Annotated in this window: 23 protein-coding genes; 9 read left to right on the top strand and 14 right to left on the bottom strand. The window is 37.1% G+C overall.

Annotation, left to right across the window (positions count from 1 at the left end):
- Positions 1-7: 7 nt before the first annotated feature.
- The 6 genes from FERPE_RS07975 to FERPE_RS07950 all read left to right on the top strand — a co-directional run bounded on the left by FERPE_RS07975 (position 8) and on the right by FERPE_RS07950 (position 4,371).
- Positions 8-1,546 (top strand): acyl-CoA carboxylase subunit beta, encoded by a 1,539-nt coding sequence (locus tag FERPE_RS07975; RefSeq protein ID WP_041263477.1) that lies wholly within the window; start codon positions 8-10, stop codon positions 1,544-1,546.
- A gap of 36 nt (positions 1,547-1,582) precedes the next feature.
- Entirely contained in the window at positions 1,583-2,116 is a 534-nt protein-coding gene (locus FERPE_RS07970; RefSeq protein WP_014452118.1) for an OadG family protein, read from the top strand.
- A complete protein-coding gene (locus tag FERPE_RS07965) occupies positions 2,110-2,541 on the top strand; it encodes a biotin/lipoyl-containing protein (protein WP_014452117.1) in 432 nt (143 codons plus the stop codon). Before FERPE_RS07970 ends, FERPE_RS07965 begins: the two co-directional genes overlap by 7 nt.
- A gap of 359 nt (positions 2,542-2,900) precedes the next feature.
- Positions 2,901-3,353 (top strand): hypothetical protein, encoded by a 453-nt coding sequence (locus FERPE_RS07960; protein ID WP_014452116.1) that lies wholly within the window; start codon positions 2,901-2,903, stop codon positions 3,351-3,353.
- An 86-nt stretch (positions 3,354-3,439) separates the two neighbouring features.
- The gene (locus FERPE_RS07955) at positions 3,440-3,871 is read left to right on the top strand and encodes a hypothetical protein (protein WP_041262881.1); all 432 of its coding nucleotides are present in this window, start codon (positions 3,440-3,442) and stop codon (positions 3,869-3,871) included.
- Between the two features lie 29 nt (positions 3,872-3,900).
- The gene (locus FERPE_RS07950; RefSeq protein ID WP_014452114.1) at positions 3,901-4,371 is read left to right on the top strand and encodes a hypothetical protein; all 471 of its coding nucleotides are present in this window, start codon (positions 3,901-3,903) and stop codon (positions 4,369-4,371) included.
- A gap of 31 nt (positions 4,372-4,402) precedes the next feature.
- Here the strand turns inward: FERPE_RS07950 and FERPE_RS07945 are convergent, their stop codons facing one another.
- The 6 genes from FERPE_RS07945 to FERPE_RS07920 all read right to left on the bottom strand — a co-directional run bounded on the left by FERPE_RS07945 (position 4,403) and on the right by FERPE_RS07920 (position 10,057).
- Positions 4,403-5,905 (bottom strand): STN domain-containing protein, encoded by a 1,503-nt coding sequence (locus FERPE_RS07945; RefSeq protein WP_041262880.1) that lies wholly within the window; start codon positions 5,903-5,905, stop codon positions 4,403-4,405.
- An 11-nt stretch (positions 5,906-5,916) separates the two neighbouring features.
- Entirely contained in the window at positions 5,917-7,065 is a 1,149-nt protein-coding gene (locus FERPE_RS07940; protein ID WP_014452112.1) for a type II secretion system protein GspD, read from the bottom strand.
- A gap of 34 nt (positions 7,066-7,099) precedes the next feature.
- Positions 7,100-8,467, bottom strand: a complete 1,368-nt coding sequence (locus FERPE_RS07935) for a hypothetical protein (protein WP_014452111.1) — start codon at positions 8,465-8,467, stop codon at positions 7,100-7,102.
- Positions 8,468-8,479: 12 nt separating this feature from the next.
- Positions 8,480-8,743 carry a hypothetical protein gene (locus FERPE_RS07930; RefSeq protein WP_041262879.1) on the bottom strand — a complete coding sequence of 88 codons (264 nt, stop codon included), beginning with the start codon at positions 8,741-8,743 and terminating at the stop codon, positions 8,480-8,482.
- Positions 8,744-8,856: 113 nt separating this feature from the next.
- Positions 8,857-9,252 (bottom strand): AfsR/SARP family transcriptional regulator, encoded by a 396-nt coding sequence (locus FERPE_RS07925; RefSeq protein ID WP_041262877.1) that lies wholly within the window; start codon positions 9,250-9,252, stop codon positions 8,857-8,859.
- Positions 9,253-9,298: 46 nt separating this feature from the next.
- Positions 9,299-10,057: a hypothetical protein gene (locus FERPE_RS07920; RefSeq protein ID WP_014452109.1), complete on the bottom strand. Its 759-nt coding sequence runs from the start codon at positions 10,055-10,057 to the stop codon at positions 9,299-9,301.
- A 427-nt stretch (positions 10,058-10,484) separates the two neighbouring features.
- Between FERPE_RS07920 and FERPE_RS07915 the strand changes: the two genes are divergently transcribed.
- Genes FERPE_RS07915 through FERPE_RS07905 form a run of 3 tightly spaced genes read left to right on the top strand, consistent with a single transcriptional unit; the run spans position 10,485 to position 12,674 of the window.
- Complete coding sequence (locus tag FERPE_RS07915) at positions 10,485-10,886, top strand: cobalamin B12-binding domain-containing protein (RefSeq protein ID WP_014452108.1); 402 nt, start codon at positions 10,485-10,487, stop codon at positions 10,884-10,886.
- Positions 10,887-10,889: 3 nt separating this feature from the next.
- Complete coding sequence (meaB, locus tag FERPE_RS07910; RefSeq protein WP_014452107.1) at positions 10,890-11,858, top strand: methylmalonyl Co-A mutase-associated GTPase MeaB; 969 nt, start codon at positions 10,890-10,892, stop codon at positions 11,856-11,858.
- 3 nt (positions 11,859-11,861) lie between these two features.
- Entirely contained in the window at positions 11,862-12,674 is an 813-nt protein-coding gene (locus tag FERPE_RS07905) for a Rossmann-like and DUF2520 domain-containing protein (RefSeq protein WP_014452106.1), read from the top strand.
- 50 nt (positions 12,675-12,724) lie between these two features.
- Here the strand turns inward: FERPE_RS07905 and FERPE_RS07900 are convergent, their stop codons facing one another.
- The 8 genes from FERPE_RS07900 to FERPE_RS07865 all read right to left on the bottom strand — a co-directional run bounded on the left by FERPE_RS07900 (position 12,725) and on the right by FERPE_RS07865 (position 18,497).
- The gene (locus FERPE_RS07900; protein WP_014452105.1) at positions 12,725-13,402 is read right to left on the bottom strand and encodes a zinc metallopeptidase; all 678 of its coding nucleotides are present in this window, start codon (positions 13,400-13,402) and stop codon (positions 12,725-12,727) included.
- A gap of 76 nt (positions 13,403-13,478) precedes the next feature.
- Positions 13,479-14,015: a GNAT family N-acetyltransferase gene (locus FERPE_RS07895; protein WP_014452104.1), complete on the bottom strand. Its 537-nt coding sequence runs from the start codon at positions 14,013-14,015 to the stop codon at positions 13,479-13,481.
- 5 nt (positions 14,016-14,020) lie between these two features.
- Positions 14,021-14,878 (bottom strand): ABC transporter ATP-binding protein, encoded by an 858-nt coding sequence (locus FERPE_RS07890; RefSeq protein WP_014452103.1) that lies wholly within the window; start codon positions 14,876-14,878, stop codon positions 14,021-14,023.
- 18 nt (positions 14,879-14,896) lie between these two features.
- Entirely contained in the window at positions 14,897-15,301 is a 405-nt protein-coding gene (locus FERPE_RS07885; protein WP_014452102.1) for a type II secretion system protein, read from the bottom strand.
- Positions 15,302-15,327: 26 nt separating this feature from the next.
- Positions 15,328-16,431, bottom strand: coding sequence for a DNA polymerase III subunit beta (gene dnaN / locus FERPE_RS07880; RefSeq protein ID WP_014452101.1), 1,104 nt, complete (start codon positions 16,429-16,431; stop codon positions 15,328-15,330).
- A gap of 36 nt (positions 16,432-16,467) precedes the next feature.
- Complete coding sequence (locus FERPE_RS10735; RefSeq protein WP_014452100.1) at positions 16,468-17,616, bottom strand: HD-GYP domain-containing protein; 1,149 nt, start codon at positions 17,614-17,616, stop codon at positions 16,468-16,470.
- A 69-nt stretch (positions 17,617-17,685) separates the two neighbouring features.
- A complete protein-coding gene (locus FERPE_RS07870; RefSeq protein ID WP_014452099.1) occupies positions 17,686-17,874 on the bottom strand; it encodes a ubiquitin family protein in 189 nt (62 codons plus the stop codon).
- Between the two features lie 32 nt (positions 17,875-17,906).
- Positions 17,907-18,497 (bottom strand): phosphate propanoyltransferase, encoded by a 591-nt coding sequence (locus FERPE_RS07865; RefSeq protein ID WP_014452098.1) that lies wholly within the window; start codon positions 18,495-18,497, stop codon positions 17,907-17,909.
- Positions 18,498-18,526 lie beyond the last annotated feature (29 nt).

Genomic DNA, 18,526 nt, shown 5'->3' with positions numbered 1-18,526 from the left:
GATGGAAATGGAAGAACTTATACAGCAGCTGAAAAACCTAGAAACAGAAATAGAGTTAGGTGGAGGTCAAGAAAAGATAGACAAACAGCATGCTGAAGGAAAACTAACGGCCCGCGAGAGGCTCCAGTTGTTATTTGACGAAGGAACCTTTGAAGAACTGGACAAATTCGTAAAGCATAGAAATACAATGTTTGGGCTTGATAAAATGAAATTACCTGCTGATGGTGTTGTTACTGGCATTGGCAAGGTAAATGGAAGACCCGTAGCTGCCTTCTCACAAGATTTTACGGTCATGGGTGGTTCACTCGGCGAAATGCATGCGAAAAAAATAATGAAGGTAATGGATTTGGCTTTAAAGATGGGAATCCCACTTGTTGGAATAAACGATTCCGGTGGTGCAAGGATACAGGAAGGTGTTGACTCTCTTTACGGGTATGGTGAGATATTCTTTAGAAACACGATAGCCTCTGGAGTAATACCACAAATTACAGTTATAGCTGGTCCATGTGCTGGCGGTGCAGTTTACTCACCTGCGATAACCGACTTTGTAATTATGGTTGACAAAACAGCTCAAATGTTCATTACTGGTCCAAATGTTATTAAGGCAGTTACGGGTGAAGATATATCAAAAGAAGACCTTGGGGGTGCATTGGTTCACAACACAAAGAGTGGAAATGCACATTTCTTAGCGTCAGACGATAGGCATGCTATAGAGTTGGTAAAGAAACTCATTTCGTACATACCACAAAACAACATGGAAGAACCTCCTGTAGAAGAGCAAATAATCGAACCAGATGCATCCGATATACAAACAGTTGTACCTGTCGACGCAAAGAAAGGTTTTGATGTACGCGATGTTATAAGAAGAGTCGTTGATGAAGGGACATTCTTTGAAGTACATGAGCACTTCGCAAAGAGCATAGTTATTGGATTTGCAAGAATTAATGGAAAAGCAGTGGGTATTGTTGCAAATCAACCAAATTACCTTGCAGGGGTGCTTGACATAGACTCTTCCGACAAAGCAGCAAGGTTCATAAGGTTCCTCGATGCGTTCAACATACCAATTGTAACATTTGTTGATACACCGGGATATTTACCTGGAGTAAAACAGGAACACGGTGGAATAATTAGGCATGGAGCAAAGTTGCTATATGCATACAGTGAAGCAACGGTTCCGAAGATAACGATAATTCTCAGAAAAGCGTACGGAGGAGCTTACATTGCGATGGGGAGCAAACACCTTGGTGCAGATTTTGTAGCAGCGTGGCCAACAGCAGAAATAGCTGTCATGGGTCCTGATGGTGCAGCTAACATCATATTCAAAAAGGAAATAGATGCTTCGGAGAATCCAGAGGAGACCAGAAAACAAAAGATAGAAGAATACAGACAACTCTTTGCTAATCCGTATGTTGCAGCATCAAGAGGTTATATAGATGCTGTAATTGACCCAAGAGAAACGAGAAGCTGGATTATAAAAGCGCTTGAATACAGCGCAACGAAAGTTGAATCAAGACCTAGAAAAAAACATGGAAACATACCGCTGTGATTTAAGTAATTTAAAACTTTCCGAGGTGATAAACGGATGCCTATAGAAGCAACAATAACTACGGCAGCACAAGCAACACAAACTGTTCTTGCTACACAACTAATCAATGAAACTGCGACTACATTATCTCAAACAGCCCAATCGGTAGCTCATAGTGCTACTCCTACGGCATTGCCGATAGAGGTTACGGTTACAATTGTAGGAGTAAGTACTGTTTTTCTTGTTTTCGTAATACTCTACGCAATATTCAAATTGATGGAGGTTTTTGGAACAGGTAAGAATAAGCGAATAAAAACTCCGTCCTCAAAAATGACCGGAGAGGTTGCTAAAGTACAAAACGAAGGATTGATGCAATCGGTTGCAAAAAAACAAGGTCAAGAAGCTATGCCAGAGGGAGTAGATGAAACAGAAGAAATAGCAGCTGTTTTTGCGGCTATTTATGCCATGCTTGGAACGAATATAAAAATTAGATCCATTAACAGAGCTTCCCTGAATGTACCAAGAACCAAAGGTCAACGTGGTTGGGAAGAATGGAGAACATACGGATGGCGAGGTGGAAATAGATGGTGAGAAAGTTTGTTGTTAGGGTTAATGGAAAAGAGTACATTGTTGAAGTTGAAGAACTCGGCATACCAGCCCAGGCGATGCAACAACCACAAATTCTCGAACAACCAAAACCTGTTGTACAACAACAGGTCCAGTCAGCAAAACCTACTCAACCTGAAAGTAAACCGGTAAAACAAGAGAGCGCCCCAGTTTCAACGGTGTCAGAAATTGGTGGTGGAGCAAAAATAGTATCCCCTATGTCAGGTGTCATACTAAAAGTTCTTGTTAGTGAGGGGCAAAAGGTTGAATATGGTCAAAAATTGGTGATACTTGAAGCTATGAAAATGGAAAATGATATAGTTTCAGACAAGCCAGGTATTGTGAAGAAGATATACGTAAAAGAAGGGGACAACGTAGATACAGGACAAGTGCTTGTGGAATTAGAGTAAAAATTTTAAACGCTACAACTCCAATATTTTTATCGGCAAAACACTGGTGGTTAAAGCCACCAGTGTTTTTATTATGCTTAAAATTGTAAGATTGGTGCATCTTCAATACAGCTATGGATAGAAAAACACAACGAACATATAGATATTGGGAAATAAAATACCCGTAAAACCAGACGCAAGCGTTAACTCACTTATGCTTACATCTTTTACTTTTTTTGAACGTACCAATGGTTGATAACCCCGCTCACTATTTTTTATCAAAATTTTATCATTTTTCCTTTGTTATGCACAAGAAAACCCATATAATTTGAAGTGGACTTTGAAAGTTTACAACCTATATAAATGAGGGAGGGATTTTTGTGAGAAAAGTGTTTGTTGTTTTGGTCACATTGATTCTTGCAAGTTTTATCTTCGCAGCAGGCAGTGTTTCCTTGAGACTCAACCCGAATGCAAGCTGGAGTCAAACGCTAACCTTTTTTGTTCGCCAGTGGATAAGAGTCACTTGGGATTACGATGAAACGCAAGCTTTTGCAATTGACGACACAAGCTATACGGCAACAGTTGGAAACATTGAATTTAAGTCCAACAAGAGCTTCAAACTTTACTATGGTATTGGTAACACACTCCCATCAGGCGTGAATGTTGTATCGGTCAAAGTAGGTTCAGTAGTTTTGTCAAACTCTTCGACAACTCCGACGGAAGTTTCTACAAAACTGTTGAGCGGAGTACTTGAGATTGGATTCAACCCTGAAGTATTAAATGTAGAAAATGACTTTTCAGTAAAATTTGACTTTACATTCCTTCCATTCTAACAATTGATTAAGAGTAAAAAAGCAAAAAGGGGCGTTTGCCCCTTTTTTATTTTTAAGATGAGTTGTGATATAATCTTGTAGAGGTGATGAAGAAGTTGAGGATTCTGCTAAAAATACACAATCATGTAAGCATTTTCGGATTTGGAAGAATTCTGGTTTTTTTGTTCGCTTTGATTTTTAGTTCTCTTGCTTTATCGCAGACAATTAACATAGAATGGTATTATGATGAAGGAACTACTTTCATTATAGATGAGATTTACCAAAGAGTAAGTATAGGGACGATATACATATACTCCAACGTAAAATTCAAATTTTATGTAATTCCAAAGGTTTTAGACGTTCAAGGTGTGACCGTAACTGGTGTTAGAATAAAAAATCAATTTATATCTATGAATCCATCGAGCCCAACAATTGTCACAAACAAATGGGTTTATGGAACCATGGTAATATACTTTTCATACATTGAACCGCCTGAAGACTTCAAAGTAGAGTTCACCTTCGTATTTTTACCCCTTTAACTTTTATTGCTAAGGAGCTGATAACGAAAATGGAGCAAAAACTTTTCAAAGTCTTTGTGTTAATTACTACACTGATTGCTTTAAAGAGCTTTGCATCTGGAACCTTTTACGCACTTATTGAACCCGGTGGAACGACATGGAGTCAAATCTTTACCTTTACAGTAAAACAAACGGTAAAGGTAGAATGGCAGTATGATGAAACGCAGCCAATAGCCGTAGATAGAGGAGATTCAGAATCGGTGGTTGGATTTATAAGAATATATTCAAACAAGCAATTTAAGATTTCAGCGAACGTCTATGTTGCCGAGACTTCGATTCAACCGTTGGTTGTACCAAAGCAAGTGAAAATTGGCTCAGAAACAATAGGCATTGGTGAAGTTCTTATGGTAACTCCTAAAAATTTACAGGGCAACTTGGTAATAGTTTTTGAAATAGACTGGGAGAACTTGCAAGCAGAAGAATTCCCTGTTGTACTGGAATTCACATTTTATCCTTTCTGAATGTAGAGGTTGCGAAACACTTTGTTTTAGTTTACCACTTAATAGCCCCGTAAAATCCTGTTTTATTGTCCTCTAAATTAACGCCTACCCAGTATTCGATAAGACCTGATTTAAATCCCAGAGCAGCTTTGAAGTTAAAGATGGGTGTAATTGCTGAAGAATCTTTCGATATTCTACCACTGATTAATACTGATACTCCGGAAAGAGATAGAGAAAATTCTGAACCTATGGAAGTTGAGAATGAACCAGAATTGACATTAAACAAGATTCTAGGTGTTAAAGAGAATTGTTTGAAAATATTGATTTCGTCATCTATTACTAAATACAGAGTGTTATCAAAAAAGTTAAACAGAACACCGGCGTAGGTTTTATCCAAAATTTTTACTAAAACACCTGTGGATTGTACATTCCAGTCTGTCCATCCATTTTGCGAGTTGTTCGTTAATTTTATATAGAACCTCTTATTTTCGTTTGCTATGGTTACTTCCGTAACGGATGCGTTGATTGTAACTTCAAACGAATTTTGTAAAACGTTACTCTGAATTTTTCTAAAATCCTTATTAGAAATCATAGATATTGTATTTTCATTGGTTAATAAAGAACGAGCATCGATTTTGTAAGCTTGTATGCCAACAACGAAGTTACCTGACTTTAAAAACACAACATTTTCAAAAGTTTCATTTAAGTTTTCTCCATCCGTTATTTCAGAAAGTGGTAACTCAGATTCCGTGAGGCCGTTTGAAACCTTCAAGATGGTACTCTCATTTTTTCTTAAAAGTTCAAGCTTTATCTTAATATCATGTTCGTTAAATTCGAAATTTGCTAAAATCGACTCTGGGATAGATTCATGTGATGGTTCTCTTGCCGAAAATTCTTCAAGATTGGAGTTTTGTTTTTCAGAAGAATAGTTAAACAAAACATAATGTGTATCCTGTAAAAGGCTTTTGTATTTTTCCTTGAAAAGTATTCTTCCGAAATCTTCCGCTGAAATTTCTTTCAACAAGTGGAATTCAGATAATGAAAAGTAGCTAAATTTGACCAAAAGCATGTGCGAAGAAATACTTTCAGTTACATCGAGATTGGCTAATAAATCAGCCACTTGTGATAGCTGATTTTTAGTGCTTGTGTAGTAGACCAGTTTGCCATTCAAAAGAAAACTTTCAATTCCAATCTTTTGAAGTATTACTTTTAATGCTTTAGGGTCTGTGTAACGTGGTTCGTATACTGATACATAATTTGGCATGTGAGCATAGGAAGAGAGGTCAATTATCAAATAAGTATCGTTACTGACCTTTTCATAGTCAAATCTTAGCGGTAATAAAACCATTCTCAAGGCAGTTTCGACATCTACATTTTGAAGGTCAACTGAGATTGGTACGTTTCCCAGCTTGGATGGATAAACAAAATTCAATTTTTCTTGAGATGATATGTAATTCAAAAATTCAGAAAGAGGTATATTTGAAAAATTAGCAGTTAAAGCAAGAACAGTGGCATCAAAAATTACAAAAAAGGTAAAAACAATTAAAATGGTCAATTTAATAGTCCTCATTTCGAATCACCAACCAAGTTATTTTTTCCTAAGTCTGAACCTATGGACAATAGGAAAACAATGTATCGCTTTTCAGATTCGTTATAAAACTTTTTAAAAAGCCAACCGATAATGGGTAAATCTTTTAAAAAGCTGACACCACCTTCCTTCTGAATAACTCTTTCGTAACTAAATGTACCGACAACGTAAGGTTTGTTATATTCTACACCTAAAGTAGTTTGTAAAGAAGTCCCACGTGTCTCAGTATTCAGTTCATTGACAGAGGGGAAGCCTTCTATTCTGATTGATAAATCTAGCACGCAGTTGCTGTACAAGAATCTGGGAACAATTGAAAGTTCTACGTTAGCTTGAGTCGTTACACTTGTTAATTTCCCATCTACATACCTCGTGGTTGTGAAGTTGCGTTGAGCTGATAACTTACTTTGAACGCTGTCAAATGCTTTAATTCTTCCTTCATAGAGCACTTCTAAATCAGTAACGTCGATATTAGAATTTGATAGATTCAAAATGAAATAGAGATTTGTGCTGAGAACTGGTATTTGAAAAAAGTTTAGCATATAGCTTGTACCAGCAACGGAAGGTTGTATTCCAACGTCAATTAGATACGAATTCAGAAAGCGCTCGCTCACATCTATTATTTTTACGTACACTTCTTCCCCCCTTCTTGGTAAGTCTATTTGGGAGATGAAGGACGCTATTTTTGAAGCCAATGGTGGAGGGGCATAGACAAGTAGGCTATTCTGGTTGACAGGATTGAGAATATAATCTTGGAAAGCCTTAGGAAGGGATTTCATAATTGTTTCTGCGGAGTTGTATCTCAAAGGAATTTGATAGGTTCTTGCAACGTTTGTGAAACCACTGGAGTTAGGATTTGAATTTCCTACGAAATATACACCATCCACTTTTGTCCAATAGTAGCTGTAAGGCATTAACAAAAGATCTAAAACTTTTTCGAGAGATTCCGCCTCAACTTGTATACTAATGGCACCGCTTATTGAAGGTTCATATATAATTACAGCACCTGTATCTACAGAAAGCATATTGAGTGCATCTTTAAGATTTGTATTGAAAAATGATATTTCGATTGCTAAAATCCTAGTTGCAAAAAAGATTAACAAAGAAAGCAATATAAACCCCCTGTTCATTTATGTTCCCCCAATCTGTCAAAACAAGGATTTATCAAAAGTCATCGAAGATGTATTTCTTTTGGTCTCCGTATGGAAAATATTCTATTTTCAAAAGATTTCCCCTAACAAACCTTTCGAAATCCAAGTTTATAGTCTGTCCTGGGAATATTGTTAAGGGTGTTTCATTAAGCATTCGGTTATTGTAAAGAACATTGAACTGCAAAAGACAGTCTCCGGTATTCTGAACACTGAGTATGGAATTTGTTTGAGAAGAGTTAAGAGAGGCTTTTAATGATGGAGTTATGCTCTTTCCACGTAGTACCACATAACTTGGCGAGACATTTCTGATATTTCGTCCCGAGTCTATAGAGAGCTCAATCAAATATATCTTGTCACCTGTGAAGTTAAAATCTTTGAGGTTATTTTTAATGTTAACGTTGACTTCTCTATATGGGTAGACTGTAAATTTCTTTGGTAAGAATGAGATAAAATTTTCGGAAATACTAGCTTGCAACGTTTCTTTGTAGGGTGAGAGGTTTTTTAAAACCAGACTCTGTGTAACACTCTTAGTATTGTCCGAAAACAAGACTATATCTGGCACCGTTTGGATAAGTAGGAACTGGTTCTCTGTCTTCAATTCTTTTGCCCCACTTATACTAAAATCCTGCCCGTAAGATTTTCCGGTGAGCAAAACATCAATAGTTCCTGAAGGTAGAATGTACGGTATGAATACTGAGTAAAAAGTTTTTCTTTCAGGAAAGACAACAAAATCAAACGAATCTAAGGGAAGTTCTGCAATAATCGTTCTTAGAGTTCTGGATGAAATTTGAATACTCCCTTTTGGTATGAATGCGATGTTACCTTTGTTCTCGATTTCCAACGTTATTATTGAACCGTAGTCACCGTATTTTTCATCAGGTTCAGTCAGAAGGTCTTTGACGGATATATCATTGATAACTAAGGACTGATACACAGGTATATTTGTGAACCTTACAAAGAACGGCACAATATAATTCAACCTAACCTGTATCCTTCCTCCTGAGACACTTTCTTGCGTTATCTTGAGAGCGAAAACACCTGTTGCACCGGGGAAATTTTGTGGAACATTGAACTCAACCTTGATTGGTCTTTGCTCATTAACTGCCAAGATTAAAGACTTCTCATTAACTTGAACGTATTTTTTGAGACTGTACTTGTAATCAGGATCGTCAAACGAATAGCTCCTACCGTCAGTTATAAAGTCTATGATTTCTATTGTTATGAGTGACTCGGTAGGAATGTCGTTTTTTACAAAGAACTCGTATGTAAATTGATATTTCGAAGTATCAATTTGATATATTAAGCTGGGAGATATTTCTAGTGCGAATACTAGTTTTGCCAGAAACAACACAAAAATAAAACCACCAAACTTCCTAATCATTCCACCATCCCCTTACGCGATATTTGAATCGAGTTGATTCAGAACATCTTCTTCTGAAAGAAAGATTACGTGACTTAGGTCTACTCCTAGCCTTTTAGCGAAACCAAAAATTACTTCTTCTGGTCTTTTTGTGCCTCGCTCAAGTATCAAGAAAAGTTTATCGCCTAAATCAAGAACTATATCTCCTTTTCGCACTTTGATTTCTTTAACATAGTCCTTTTTTAATGCAAGCGGTATAAAATACTTCTCACGGGTTGTTTTTTGATGTTCCAGCAATATCTTAACTTTTAACAGTGTTGAAGAATAGACTTTTGTGTTTTTCTCCTGAGTCTTGGAACTTATTTTGAGAAGCTCTTCGTAAAGTCTTTGACATTTAGCCCGGTGTTTCCTTATCCAATCATCTTCCAGACCATCAAGTAGGAAACCTGTGTATAGCTCTGAAGCTTTTTTTCATCAGCGTTATCGATAGCTTTCATAAACTCACTGTAATCACTTGGAAAATAGCTAAGATTAATAGATACATAATCTCTTTCGTTCTTCAAATAATCGTAAGGAATTTCCAAATCTCTCCTGATATAGTAAAGGTGAGCATTCAAATTCTTTCTAGAATATTCATATGTGTAACCGGGCCAAAAAGTTCTCAAGAGCTCTTCAACTGAAACCTTACTTCTATCAGAAAGCAGAATGTAAAACAAAATTTTTAAAGCCTTTCTCGAAGTAAAATCGTTAAACTCACTTCCATTTTTATAAACTTTCCAAGCTCCGAAAAATTTGATATAAAGCACGTTCTCACCTCTGTCGCTTTTCTGACTTCTCGGCAATTCTAATTTGTTATTTAACACTGTGAAGAGTAAGAATTTCTTTGGCTAATTGTGATTCAACTAAAAGAAGTATTTCAGTATCACTAAGTATGGAAGCTTTTTCGTATTTAGAAAGTATCTGATTTAGAATCTCTAGTTCTTTAACTTTCAATTTAACAGCAACCAAACCTTCTGAAAAGTCGAAAACTCTATCGACTGTAGAAAATTCAAATCCTTCAGCTATCAACTTAGGAATGGCGGGATTCGCCAATGAGAGATAGGATTCTGGCAAAATTTTCAAAAATCTAATCTTTATGTGATCAGGGATTCTGGAATCGAAATAAGCTTTCAAAAATACAGAGAAAACAAGAGACCTCAAAAGATTTCTGAAAGAAACTATCCATGGGTTATGCAGAAATGGTAAAAAATCTCCCTTGTAAAGTTCCAAGATTTGTGTAACAGCTTCTTGAAACTCTTGCTTTCTCGTATTAAGTGCCTCGATTTGTGATTGAATGATGTTAATATCAACATTAAGAGAGTGTTTTATGATAATCTTTGAATGTTTTAGCAAATCAATCTTAAAGTAGCCGTTCAATTTTCTATTTAAGTTTTTTAATATCTTCCTAATATATGATTCATCATAATAATCACTAGCTCGAAGGATGTTGAGGACCTCTGTTAACCACGCTTGTTTTTTTACGATAAGATAAGAAAAAACTATAAGCTCACTTTTTGAGAGCTCACAATCGGGAACTTCATCGATGTAAAAATCCCCCAAGAGATGAATCAAATGTCACCACTCCCCCTGTGCCGTGATAGATAATAAACAACATCCATGAGACATAATAATAAAATGTCCCCCTTTTTGCACAATTTACTTTTATAGTATTATAATGTGAGAATTTTAATTTACATCGTGACAATAATTAAATTTTCTTTACGTAAACTTATATTTGTTATTAAGAAAGTGACACTTGTGGTCATCTGCTGTAGAAATGTGTAAATGAAATTGGAAGATTAGCGAAAATATCTCAAATATTGCTTTGCATAGCTAAATTTCTGAAAAGAGAAGCAATTCTTCTTTTTTCGATTTCACAGCTTTTGAAAAGCATTAGACCTACAGACAACAATGTTTGAAATTATCATTGCTCGTGCTAAAATAAAAAGAGAAAAATCAAAATATTGTGGATTTCCTATGCAGAAAGGGGAGATGGGATATGGATAAAAAAATTCGTGTTCTCATAGCCAAACCTGGTCTTGATGGTCATGACAGAGGTGCAAAAGTTGTCGCGAGAGGTTTAAGAGATGCAGGTATGGAGGTAATTTACACAGGCTTACGTCAAACACCAGAAGAAATAGTAAAAGCGGCTATTCAGGAGGATGTAGATGTAATAGGCTTGTCGATATTATCAGGTGCGCATATGAGCATATGCAAAAAGGTTTTAGAGCTGATGGAACAGTACAACTTCCATGTACCAGTCTTTGTAGGCGGAATCATACCTCCAGACGATGCGGAACAACTTTTAAAGATGGGAATTGCTGCCGTCTTTGGACCTGGCACTCCGATATCGGAAATTGTCAAGAAAGTTCAAGAAGTTGTCGGACAAGGAGTAGCTTGATAAATGGAGAAGAAATGGAAAGACCTTGTGAACAACCAAATTGAAAGCATTTTGTCTTTGGCAAACAGAATAATTGTTCAGGACCAGCTTGCTCTTTCAAGGGCTATCACGCTTATCGAAAACAACCCAGAGCTCATTTTTTATATTGAAGAAAAATACAAAGATATTCTATCTAAAAACAGTTCTCACATAGTTGGTTTCACAGGCAGTCCAGGTGCGGGGAAAAGTACATTAACAGACGCTTACGTTGTTAAACTAAGGTCAGATGGCAAAAAGGTTGGGATAATAGCCGTAGACCCTTCGAGTCCGTTCACAGGAGGAGCACTTTTGGGTGACCGTATTAGAATGAAGCGACATTTTACCGATGATAATGTCTTTATTAGAAGCATGGGTAGTCGAGGGAACGTTGGGGGACTGAATGATGCAGTTTTTGGAGTAATTACCCTGTACAAACTCTACGGGTTTGATTACATTATTATCGAGACTGTAGGCGCTGGTCAAAGTGAAGTTGATATAGCTTATGTTGCTGATACGGTTGTGTTAGTCCTTTCTCCAGCTGCTGGTGATGAAATTCAGCTCATGAAGGCTGGTATTATGGAGATAGCTGACATATTTGTGATAAACAAATCAGACCTTGAAGGTGCTCATATACTTAAAGTAAACCTTGAGATGGTTCTCCAGTTTTCTGAGGCTTCAAAACCCATAGTACTAACGGTTGCAACTTCTGGGAAGGGAATTGAAGAACTTCACAGAGAAATCGAGAACCATAGAATTAAATTGAAAGATACAGGAGAAATAAATGAAAGAGCTAAGCGACGTATAAAGAAACATGCTGAAGTCATTATAAACAAAGATATTGCTGAAATTCTATCGAACCAGAATTTGACAGACACTGTACAAGTTTCAGAACTTGTAAGGGATGTGATTGCAAAATTTTGCCAAAAGCACTCACGCATTGAGGGGAAATCTTAAATTATGCTTCTAAGCGGAAGTATTTCGGAGCTTTCTGATATTAAGATTAACATAATAGGTGTTGGCCGTGTTTCATCTTCAATAGCAAGAAACCTTGTTGGAAAGGTAAAGTTTGGTTATGTTATATCACGTGACAAAAATAAAGCGGAGAATTTAGCAAAAGAAATAGGTGCAGAAGCAAAAACGTACGAGGATGATTTTTTACTTAGTGGAATTGTCTTGTTTGGTGTTAGTGATTCTGCTTTGCCCGATGTTTGCAAGCTGATTGAAAAGAAAGTTGATAAAAACATTGTTGCGATACACTTCAGTGGATTTTTGCCTTCTGATATATTACCAGAGAGCTGGTCTTCTGTTTCTATGCATCCAAACTGCGCAGTTTCGAATGAAAGGTATAACTTTAGAGACGTGATATTTGGTATCGAAGGAGTGGAAAGAGGGCTCCAGTTAGCAAAAAACTTGGTTGAGCTTCTTGGAGGTAAGTATGTTGTGATACCAAAGGAAAGGAAAGCCGAATATCATTTGGCAGCAGTTATTGCAAGCAACTTTTCAATAGCTTTGGCTTACCTTTCCCAAAGGCTTTACACAGATATTGGTTTTTCAGAAGAACTCTCAAGGAAGGTTATTTCAAAACTCTTTGAAAGTGTTAGTCAAAATATTGCTTCTAAGAATTTAAAAGATGCACTCACTGGTCCTGTAAAACGAGGAGATTGGGAAGTTGTAGAACAGGAAGGTAAAATCTTTGATGAATATTTTCCAGAATTCACCGAACTCTACGACATAATGGTAAAGGTTCTTAAAAAGTTAAACGAGCAATAAAAAGAAGCCACCTCAGTTTCGAGGTGGCTTCTTGATTGTTACTTTTGATTTTAATCTCTTCTTGCTATCAGTATCATCCTTATGAGTTGCAAAACAGCCATAAGCATAGCTGCAACATAGGTCATCGCAGCTGCAGAGAGCACAGCTTTAACACCCTTAAGTTCATCAGCGGGCATCAGCAAATTCTTTTCGAGAATCTGCAATGCTCTTCTACTTGCGTCAAATTCAACAGGGAGTGTAATTATTGTGAACAGAACAGCTATTGAGAAAAGTATAATCCCAAACTTTGCCAGACCAAACATACCGGTAACAAGCCCTATTATGAAAAATACCCAAGCGAGGTTAGAGGAGAATTGAGCAACAGGTGCGATAGCATTTCTTATAACAAGTGGAGTGTATCCTTTCGCGTCTTGTATAGCGTGTCCGATTTCGTGTGCTACAACACCAAGTGCGGCAATAGAATCGCTACTATATGTTGCTTGTGAGAGTCTTACAACCTTTTCTCGAGGGTCATAGTGGTCTGTTAACGAACCATGAATTCTCTCTATACGCACATTGTATAGTCCAGCTGAGTCGAGAATAAACCTAGCAAGTTCAACCCCTGTCATTCCAATTCTAGACCTAACTCGAGAGTACTGTGCAAACCGTGACTGGACAGTTATAGATGCCCATAAAGACAATAACAGCGCTGGCACTAATATTATAAACGTTGGGTCATACCAGAACATTTTTTCACCTCCTAATTATAAATTATTATATCACAAAACCTAAATTTTTTCCACAAAGCAGAGACTAAAGAGCCTTTCAAAATTCCGATTTCATTCTCCAGTACTCATCGGAAAGAATCCCCATGATTATTACATCTATATATTGCCCCTTTAAATATCTGGCCTGTCTCATCCTTCCTTCTTGAATAAATCCACACTTTTCATATACCCTTATAGCTCTTTGGTTATTTTCAAAAACCCGGAGCCAAACCCTGTTTAAATTCAAGTACTCAAATGCATATTTTAGCATCATGTGAGTAACTTCCGTTCCGATTCCTTTGTCCCAATAAGCAGGGTCGAAAATTGCTATGCCGTACTCTGCACTTCGCGCAACCCAATCAATTGCCATCAAACCTGTTGAGCCGACAAGATTGTTTCCCACTTCTATTGCGAAATTCACAGCGTTATGGGTGATGGCATTCTTTTTTATCCATTCTTCCTCCATGAATTCGTTTATTGGAAAAACACCACTGAGATAATCTTTTGTTCTTTCGTCATTGATGAGTTCTACGAATTTCTTGGCATCAGTTACTTCGATAGGTCTTAGTGTTGCCAGTTTCCCTTCCATTCTCATTTCTTTCACCTCTGTTGAGTAGCTTTATGTTCCACATACACATTTTCAGTTATGTTGATAATCTCTCTCAATCCCAAATTCCTTATGTGCAATACCCGAATCTTTTCCTGTGCTATTTTCAGCTCATCTATGTTCATGATACGAGTCAATTTCTTACCGGGATTCTCAAGTGGTTCGAAGGTTACCGAATAAAACTTTTCATAGGTTTTCCAAAACTCGTCAACAGTTCCGAAAAACTTGACCTTTCCATCTTTCAAAGCGATGATTTTATCGCACACTTCTTCCACTTCATCTTCATCGTGTGTAACATAAAAGACTGTGCAACTTTTTTCTTTGAATTCTTTGACCAAATCTTTCACAATCTGTTTGGTTTCGATATCGAGTCCTTCCGCCGGTTCATCCAAAAGTATGATTTTGGCATCTTTAAGCAAACTGATCGCCAATGCGAACCTCTGTTTTTGGCCTTTTGAAAGTTTGTTCGGATTTTCGTCTAATAGATTATCTATCTTCACGTGCATGGCTATATCGTGTATGCATCTTTGCGAACTAAAAACAGACTTGAAATATAATAGATTGTCCCTGAGAGTGAGCTCTGGTATAAAAGTGCTTTTTTCAGATACGTAAGAGATGAGTTCTCTAAATTTTTCAATATTTTCTTTTCTTTCAAACACATTCATATCGTTGTAGATTAACTTACCACTCGAAGGTTTTATAAACGTAGCAACAACATTAAGCAGTGTACTTTTTCCACTGCCGTTTTCACCGATGATTGCAACTACCTCTCCGTCGTCTATGATTCCATTTATGTTCTCAAGAGCCTTTTTATCTTTAAACTGGTGCGATATATTTTCAAATTTAATCATATATTCACCTTCAAATGCTTATGGTAGCGGCACGTAGAGAACAAGCTGTCCTGTAGCGTCATCGATTTCTATAGAGCTGTATACGTTCTTAACTTTGAGTGGATCAATGTCGCTCTGAGTGTACTTTATTATGTAAGCTTTTCTCTCTTCGTTGTACCGAACTTCGAATCCTAAAGGCTTTGTTGATATATATTTTTGCTCGTAAAGGTACTGCAGAATGTCTGCATCTGGATTTTTTGGAGGATTTGGTTCTAACACTATCATTTGTACTAATGCTTGTTGGAGTGTGCGAAAATTCGCGGCAACATTTGTTGCCTTCGCTTGTGCTAGAGCATTCAAACCTAAAGGTGTTGCAACTGACATCAACGCAGCGATAATCGACATAACTATGAGTAACTCAATGAGAGTAAAACCTCGCCTCAAAGTTACCTCCTTCTTTCTTTAAAAACTTATGCCCTCACTGGAAGGACAATGTACATATATCCTTCTACGTTCCTTGGGTTGATTTGAAGTGGGCTCAGATTATCTACAAAATTGAATTCCATTTCTTTTTCATCGATATGTTTTATAGCTTCATTTAAGAATTTCGGATTGAAGTTTACAATCAAGTCTTCTCCATCTTTTGTCACAGGAATATTTTCAACTGCTTCACCGTAATCAGGACTCTGGCTTGATAGTTCCATGACATCATCAGAAATTTTTAATTGCACTTTTTCTGTCCCTCTTTTTGCGATAACCATAACGCGTTTTAGTGCTTCTGCAAAGTCATCAACGTTAAGTACAACCCGTGTTTTAAACGCTTTTGGAAGAACTCGTTTGTAATCAGGGAATGTCTCCTCAACAGTTCTGACTATCATCGTAACATCTCCTGCATTGAACGAAACGATTGAATGGTCATATGTGATGTTTATAGTTGGTTCAGTAGTGCTCGAAAGCAACTTTCCCAGTTCTTTTACGCTTTTAAGTGCTATGATGAAGTCGAATTCATTTTCTATATCAAGCTTTTGCTCAGCCAATGCAAGTCTGTAACCATCGCTTGCAACAAGTCTTAAGAAACCGCCGTGAACTTCCCAATATACGCCGTTCAGTGCCCTCATTGCGCTTTCGCTGGAAGCACAGAAACTAACCCTGTCGAGCATTTCCTCTAGTATGGAGGTATCTATGCTAAATTTTATACCACTTTCATCTGTTTCTATTATCGGAAATCTTTCGACATCTAAAACCGTTGTAAGGTTGTATCTTGCCTTTCCGCTTTTTACTAAAAGCTTGCCATTGGCGTATTCGAATATGACCTCGTCTTCTGGCAAGTTCTTTACGATATCGTCGATCAAATCAGCATCAACTGCAAATGCTTCATTGCCTTCGTATTCTCCAACTTTTACTGTTGATATAACAGATGTCTGTAAATCTGTCGCATGAATATTGATATGGCCGTTTACGGGTTTAAAGAGTAAACACTGCAAGATAGGGTCAACTGTTCTTGAACCTATTGAGGAAGACGCAATAGAAATCTTTTCTTGAATTTCCGCTTTACTCACGACAAACTTCAGCATCTAATTCCCCCTTTTGTTTATTTTCTCAAAGATTCACTATCCAATTCCTTGTTCTTCGATTAAACTTACGAAGATTTTTACAATACTTGGATCGAACTGCATACCTGCATGTTCTGTCAATTCCTTTAGGGCAACTTCTTTTGGTAATCCTTTCCTGTAGGGTCTGTCACTTCTCATTGCGTCCCAAGCATCTACTACTGTTATAATCCTTGATATCAAAGGAATATCCTCTCCGGAAAGTCCAGAAGGATAGCCCTTCCCATCCCACCGTTCATGATGATGATAAACATACTTGGCAAGTTCTCTCAATTCGGAAGATGTTGAAAGGAAATCATGACCGTAGACAGGATGCTTCTTTATAATTTCAAATTCCTCAAGTGTCAGTTTTCCTTCCTTGTTTAGTATCGTTGAAGGTATAACTATCTTTCCAATATCGTGCACCAAAGCAGCCCAGTACGTTTTTCTAATCATTTCATCAGGAAGTCCCATTTTTTCAGCAACAAGAGAAGCTAACGTTGCAACATTTTTTGAGTGTCCTTTTGTGTAAGGGTCATGGTATTCCAGGATACGTATAATTGTGAGAATCATGTCTTTTTGAAACTTTCCTTGGTTTGTCACATAGCTGTGAGTTGCTATAAAAGACGTGAAGAAAGAACCTAAACTTTTAATGGTATCCATTTCTTCATCCAAAAAACTACGTTTTCGTTCGAAGATAATTTTGGCTCTAAGTTCCCCTCCAATAAAAATATCCGAGACTAAAACTTGTGTTTTCTCAGAACCATCTTTCGTTAAGTTCGGAAAAAGTCCTATTAATTTTTCTTTATCGACAGTGTAAACACGTTGAGTTGCGAATGGAAGTTCTGTCTTTTTTACTCGTTTTGATATATTGTTTGGGACATCGCCAAAGACAGATACCACATTTCCATATTCGCCATCAAAAACTATGAAATAACTTTTTTCAACTTCGTCCAGAAAACCAATCGCGATATCATGCAAATTTTTATAGAAGGTCTCTTCCCTTTGAACAACAATATCTCTGAGTTTTGATGAAAGGTCCTTAAATTTTTGTAGCTGAGTTGAAAGATACTTGTTCAGATTGGATCTTTTTTTCAACTTCGATATGAGAAAAACATTTGCTGTTACCGATAATCCCAAAGCTAAGGTTAAAATATTTGGAATCTCCACACCGCGACCTCCCAACCGCAGACTCTACTGAGTCAAAATGGCAAAAGAGTACCGAGAAATTTCTTTTTTCTAACCACTACTTGTAACCTTAACTATCTTTACCTCTTTGTCCTTTTTAATGACCCTATCCTCGGTGTAAAGTTCTCCATCCACTATTATCAAATGCTCTTCAGGATTCAGTCCTAATTTCTTCAATAAATCATAACCTCGCATTGATTCATCGAATTCGTAAGTCTTGAACTCGTAAAAGACCTTCACAGTTTTCCCTCGCTCCTTTTTCTTGAACGAAGTTAAATCTCTTCTACAATATACACTACGTCGCCCGTCTTTAGCATAGCTGCATTTGCTTCATCTGTATCGACATGGAACTCAAGTGCGAATTTTTCACTAACTCGGATAAGCACATCATCAAAAATTAACCTTCTGTCACCTTTTTCAACAATAACCTTGACTATATCCTTGTCTTTTACTCCAAACTTTTCAGCGTCTGTTGTATGCATATGGATATGTCTTTTTGCAACTATTACACCTTTCTCCTTAATTACAGAACCTTTTGGACCAACGATGACTATACCAGGTGTTCCTTCAAGGTCACCACTGTCCCTAACTGGAGGCATAATACCTAGTTTAAAGGCATCCGTAAGAGAAATTTCAACTTGAGTTTCTTTTCTCTCAGGTCCAAGCACTCTGACATTCTCAATAGCGCCCTTTGGACCAACAATGATAACCGTTTCCTTACATGCAAACTGACCAGGTTGCCCAAGGTCTTTTATCGGGGTAAGTTGATAATCTTTTCCAAAAAGTATCTCAACATCTTCCCTTGAAAGATGAACATGTCTGTTGCTAACACCAACAACGATAGGTATCTCCTTCTTTTTCATATAATACTCCTCCTCTCTGAAATCTCATA

It is taken from the genome of Fervidobacterium pennivorans DSM 9078 (assembly GCF_000235405.2).
GTDB lineage: Bacteria > Thermotogota > Thermotogae > Thermotogales > Fervidobacteriaceae > Fervidobacterium > Fervidobacterium pennivorans.
This window is presented reverse-complemented; position numbering and strand designations above follow the sequence as displayed.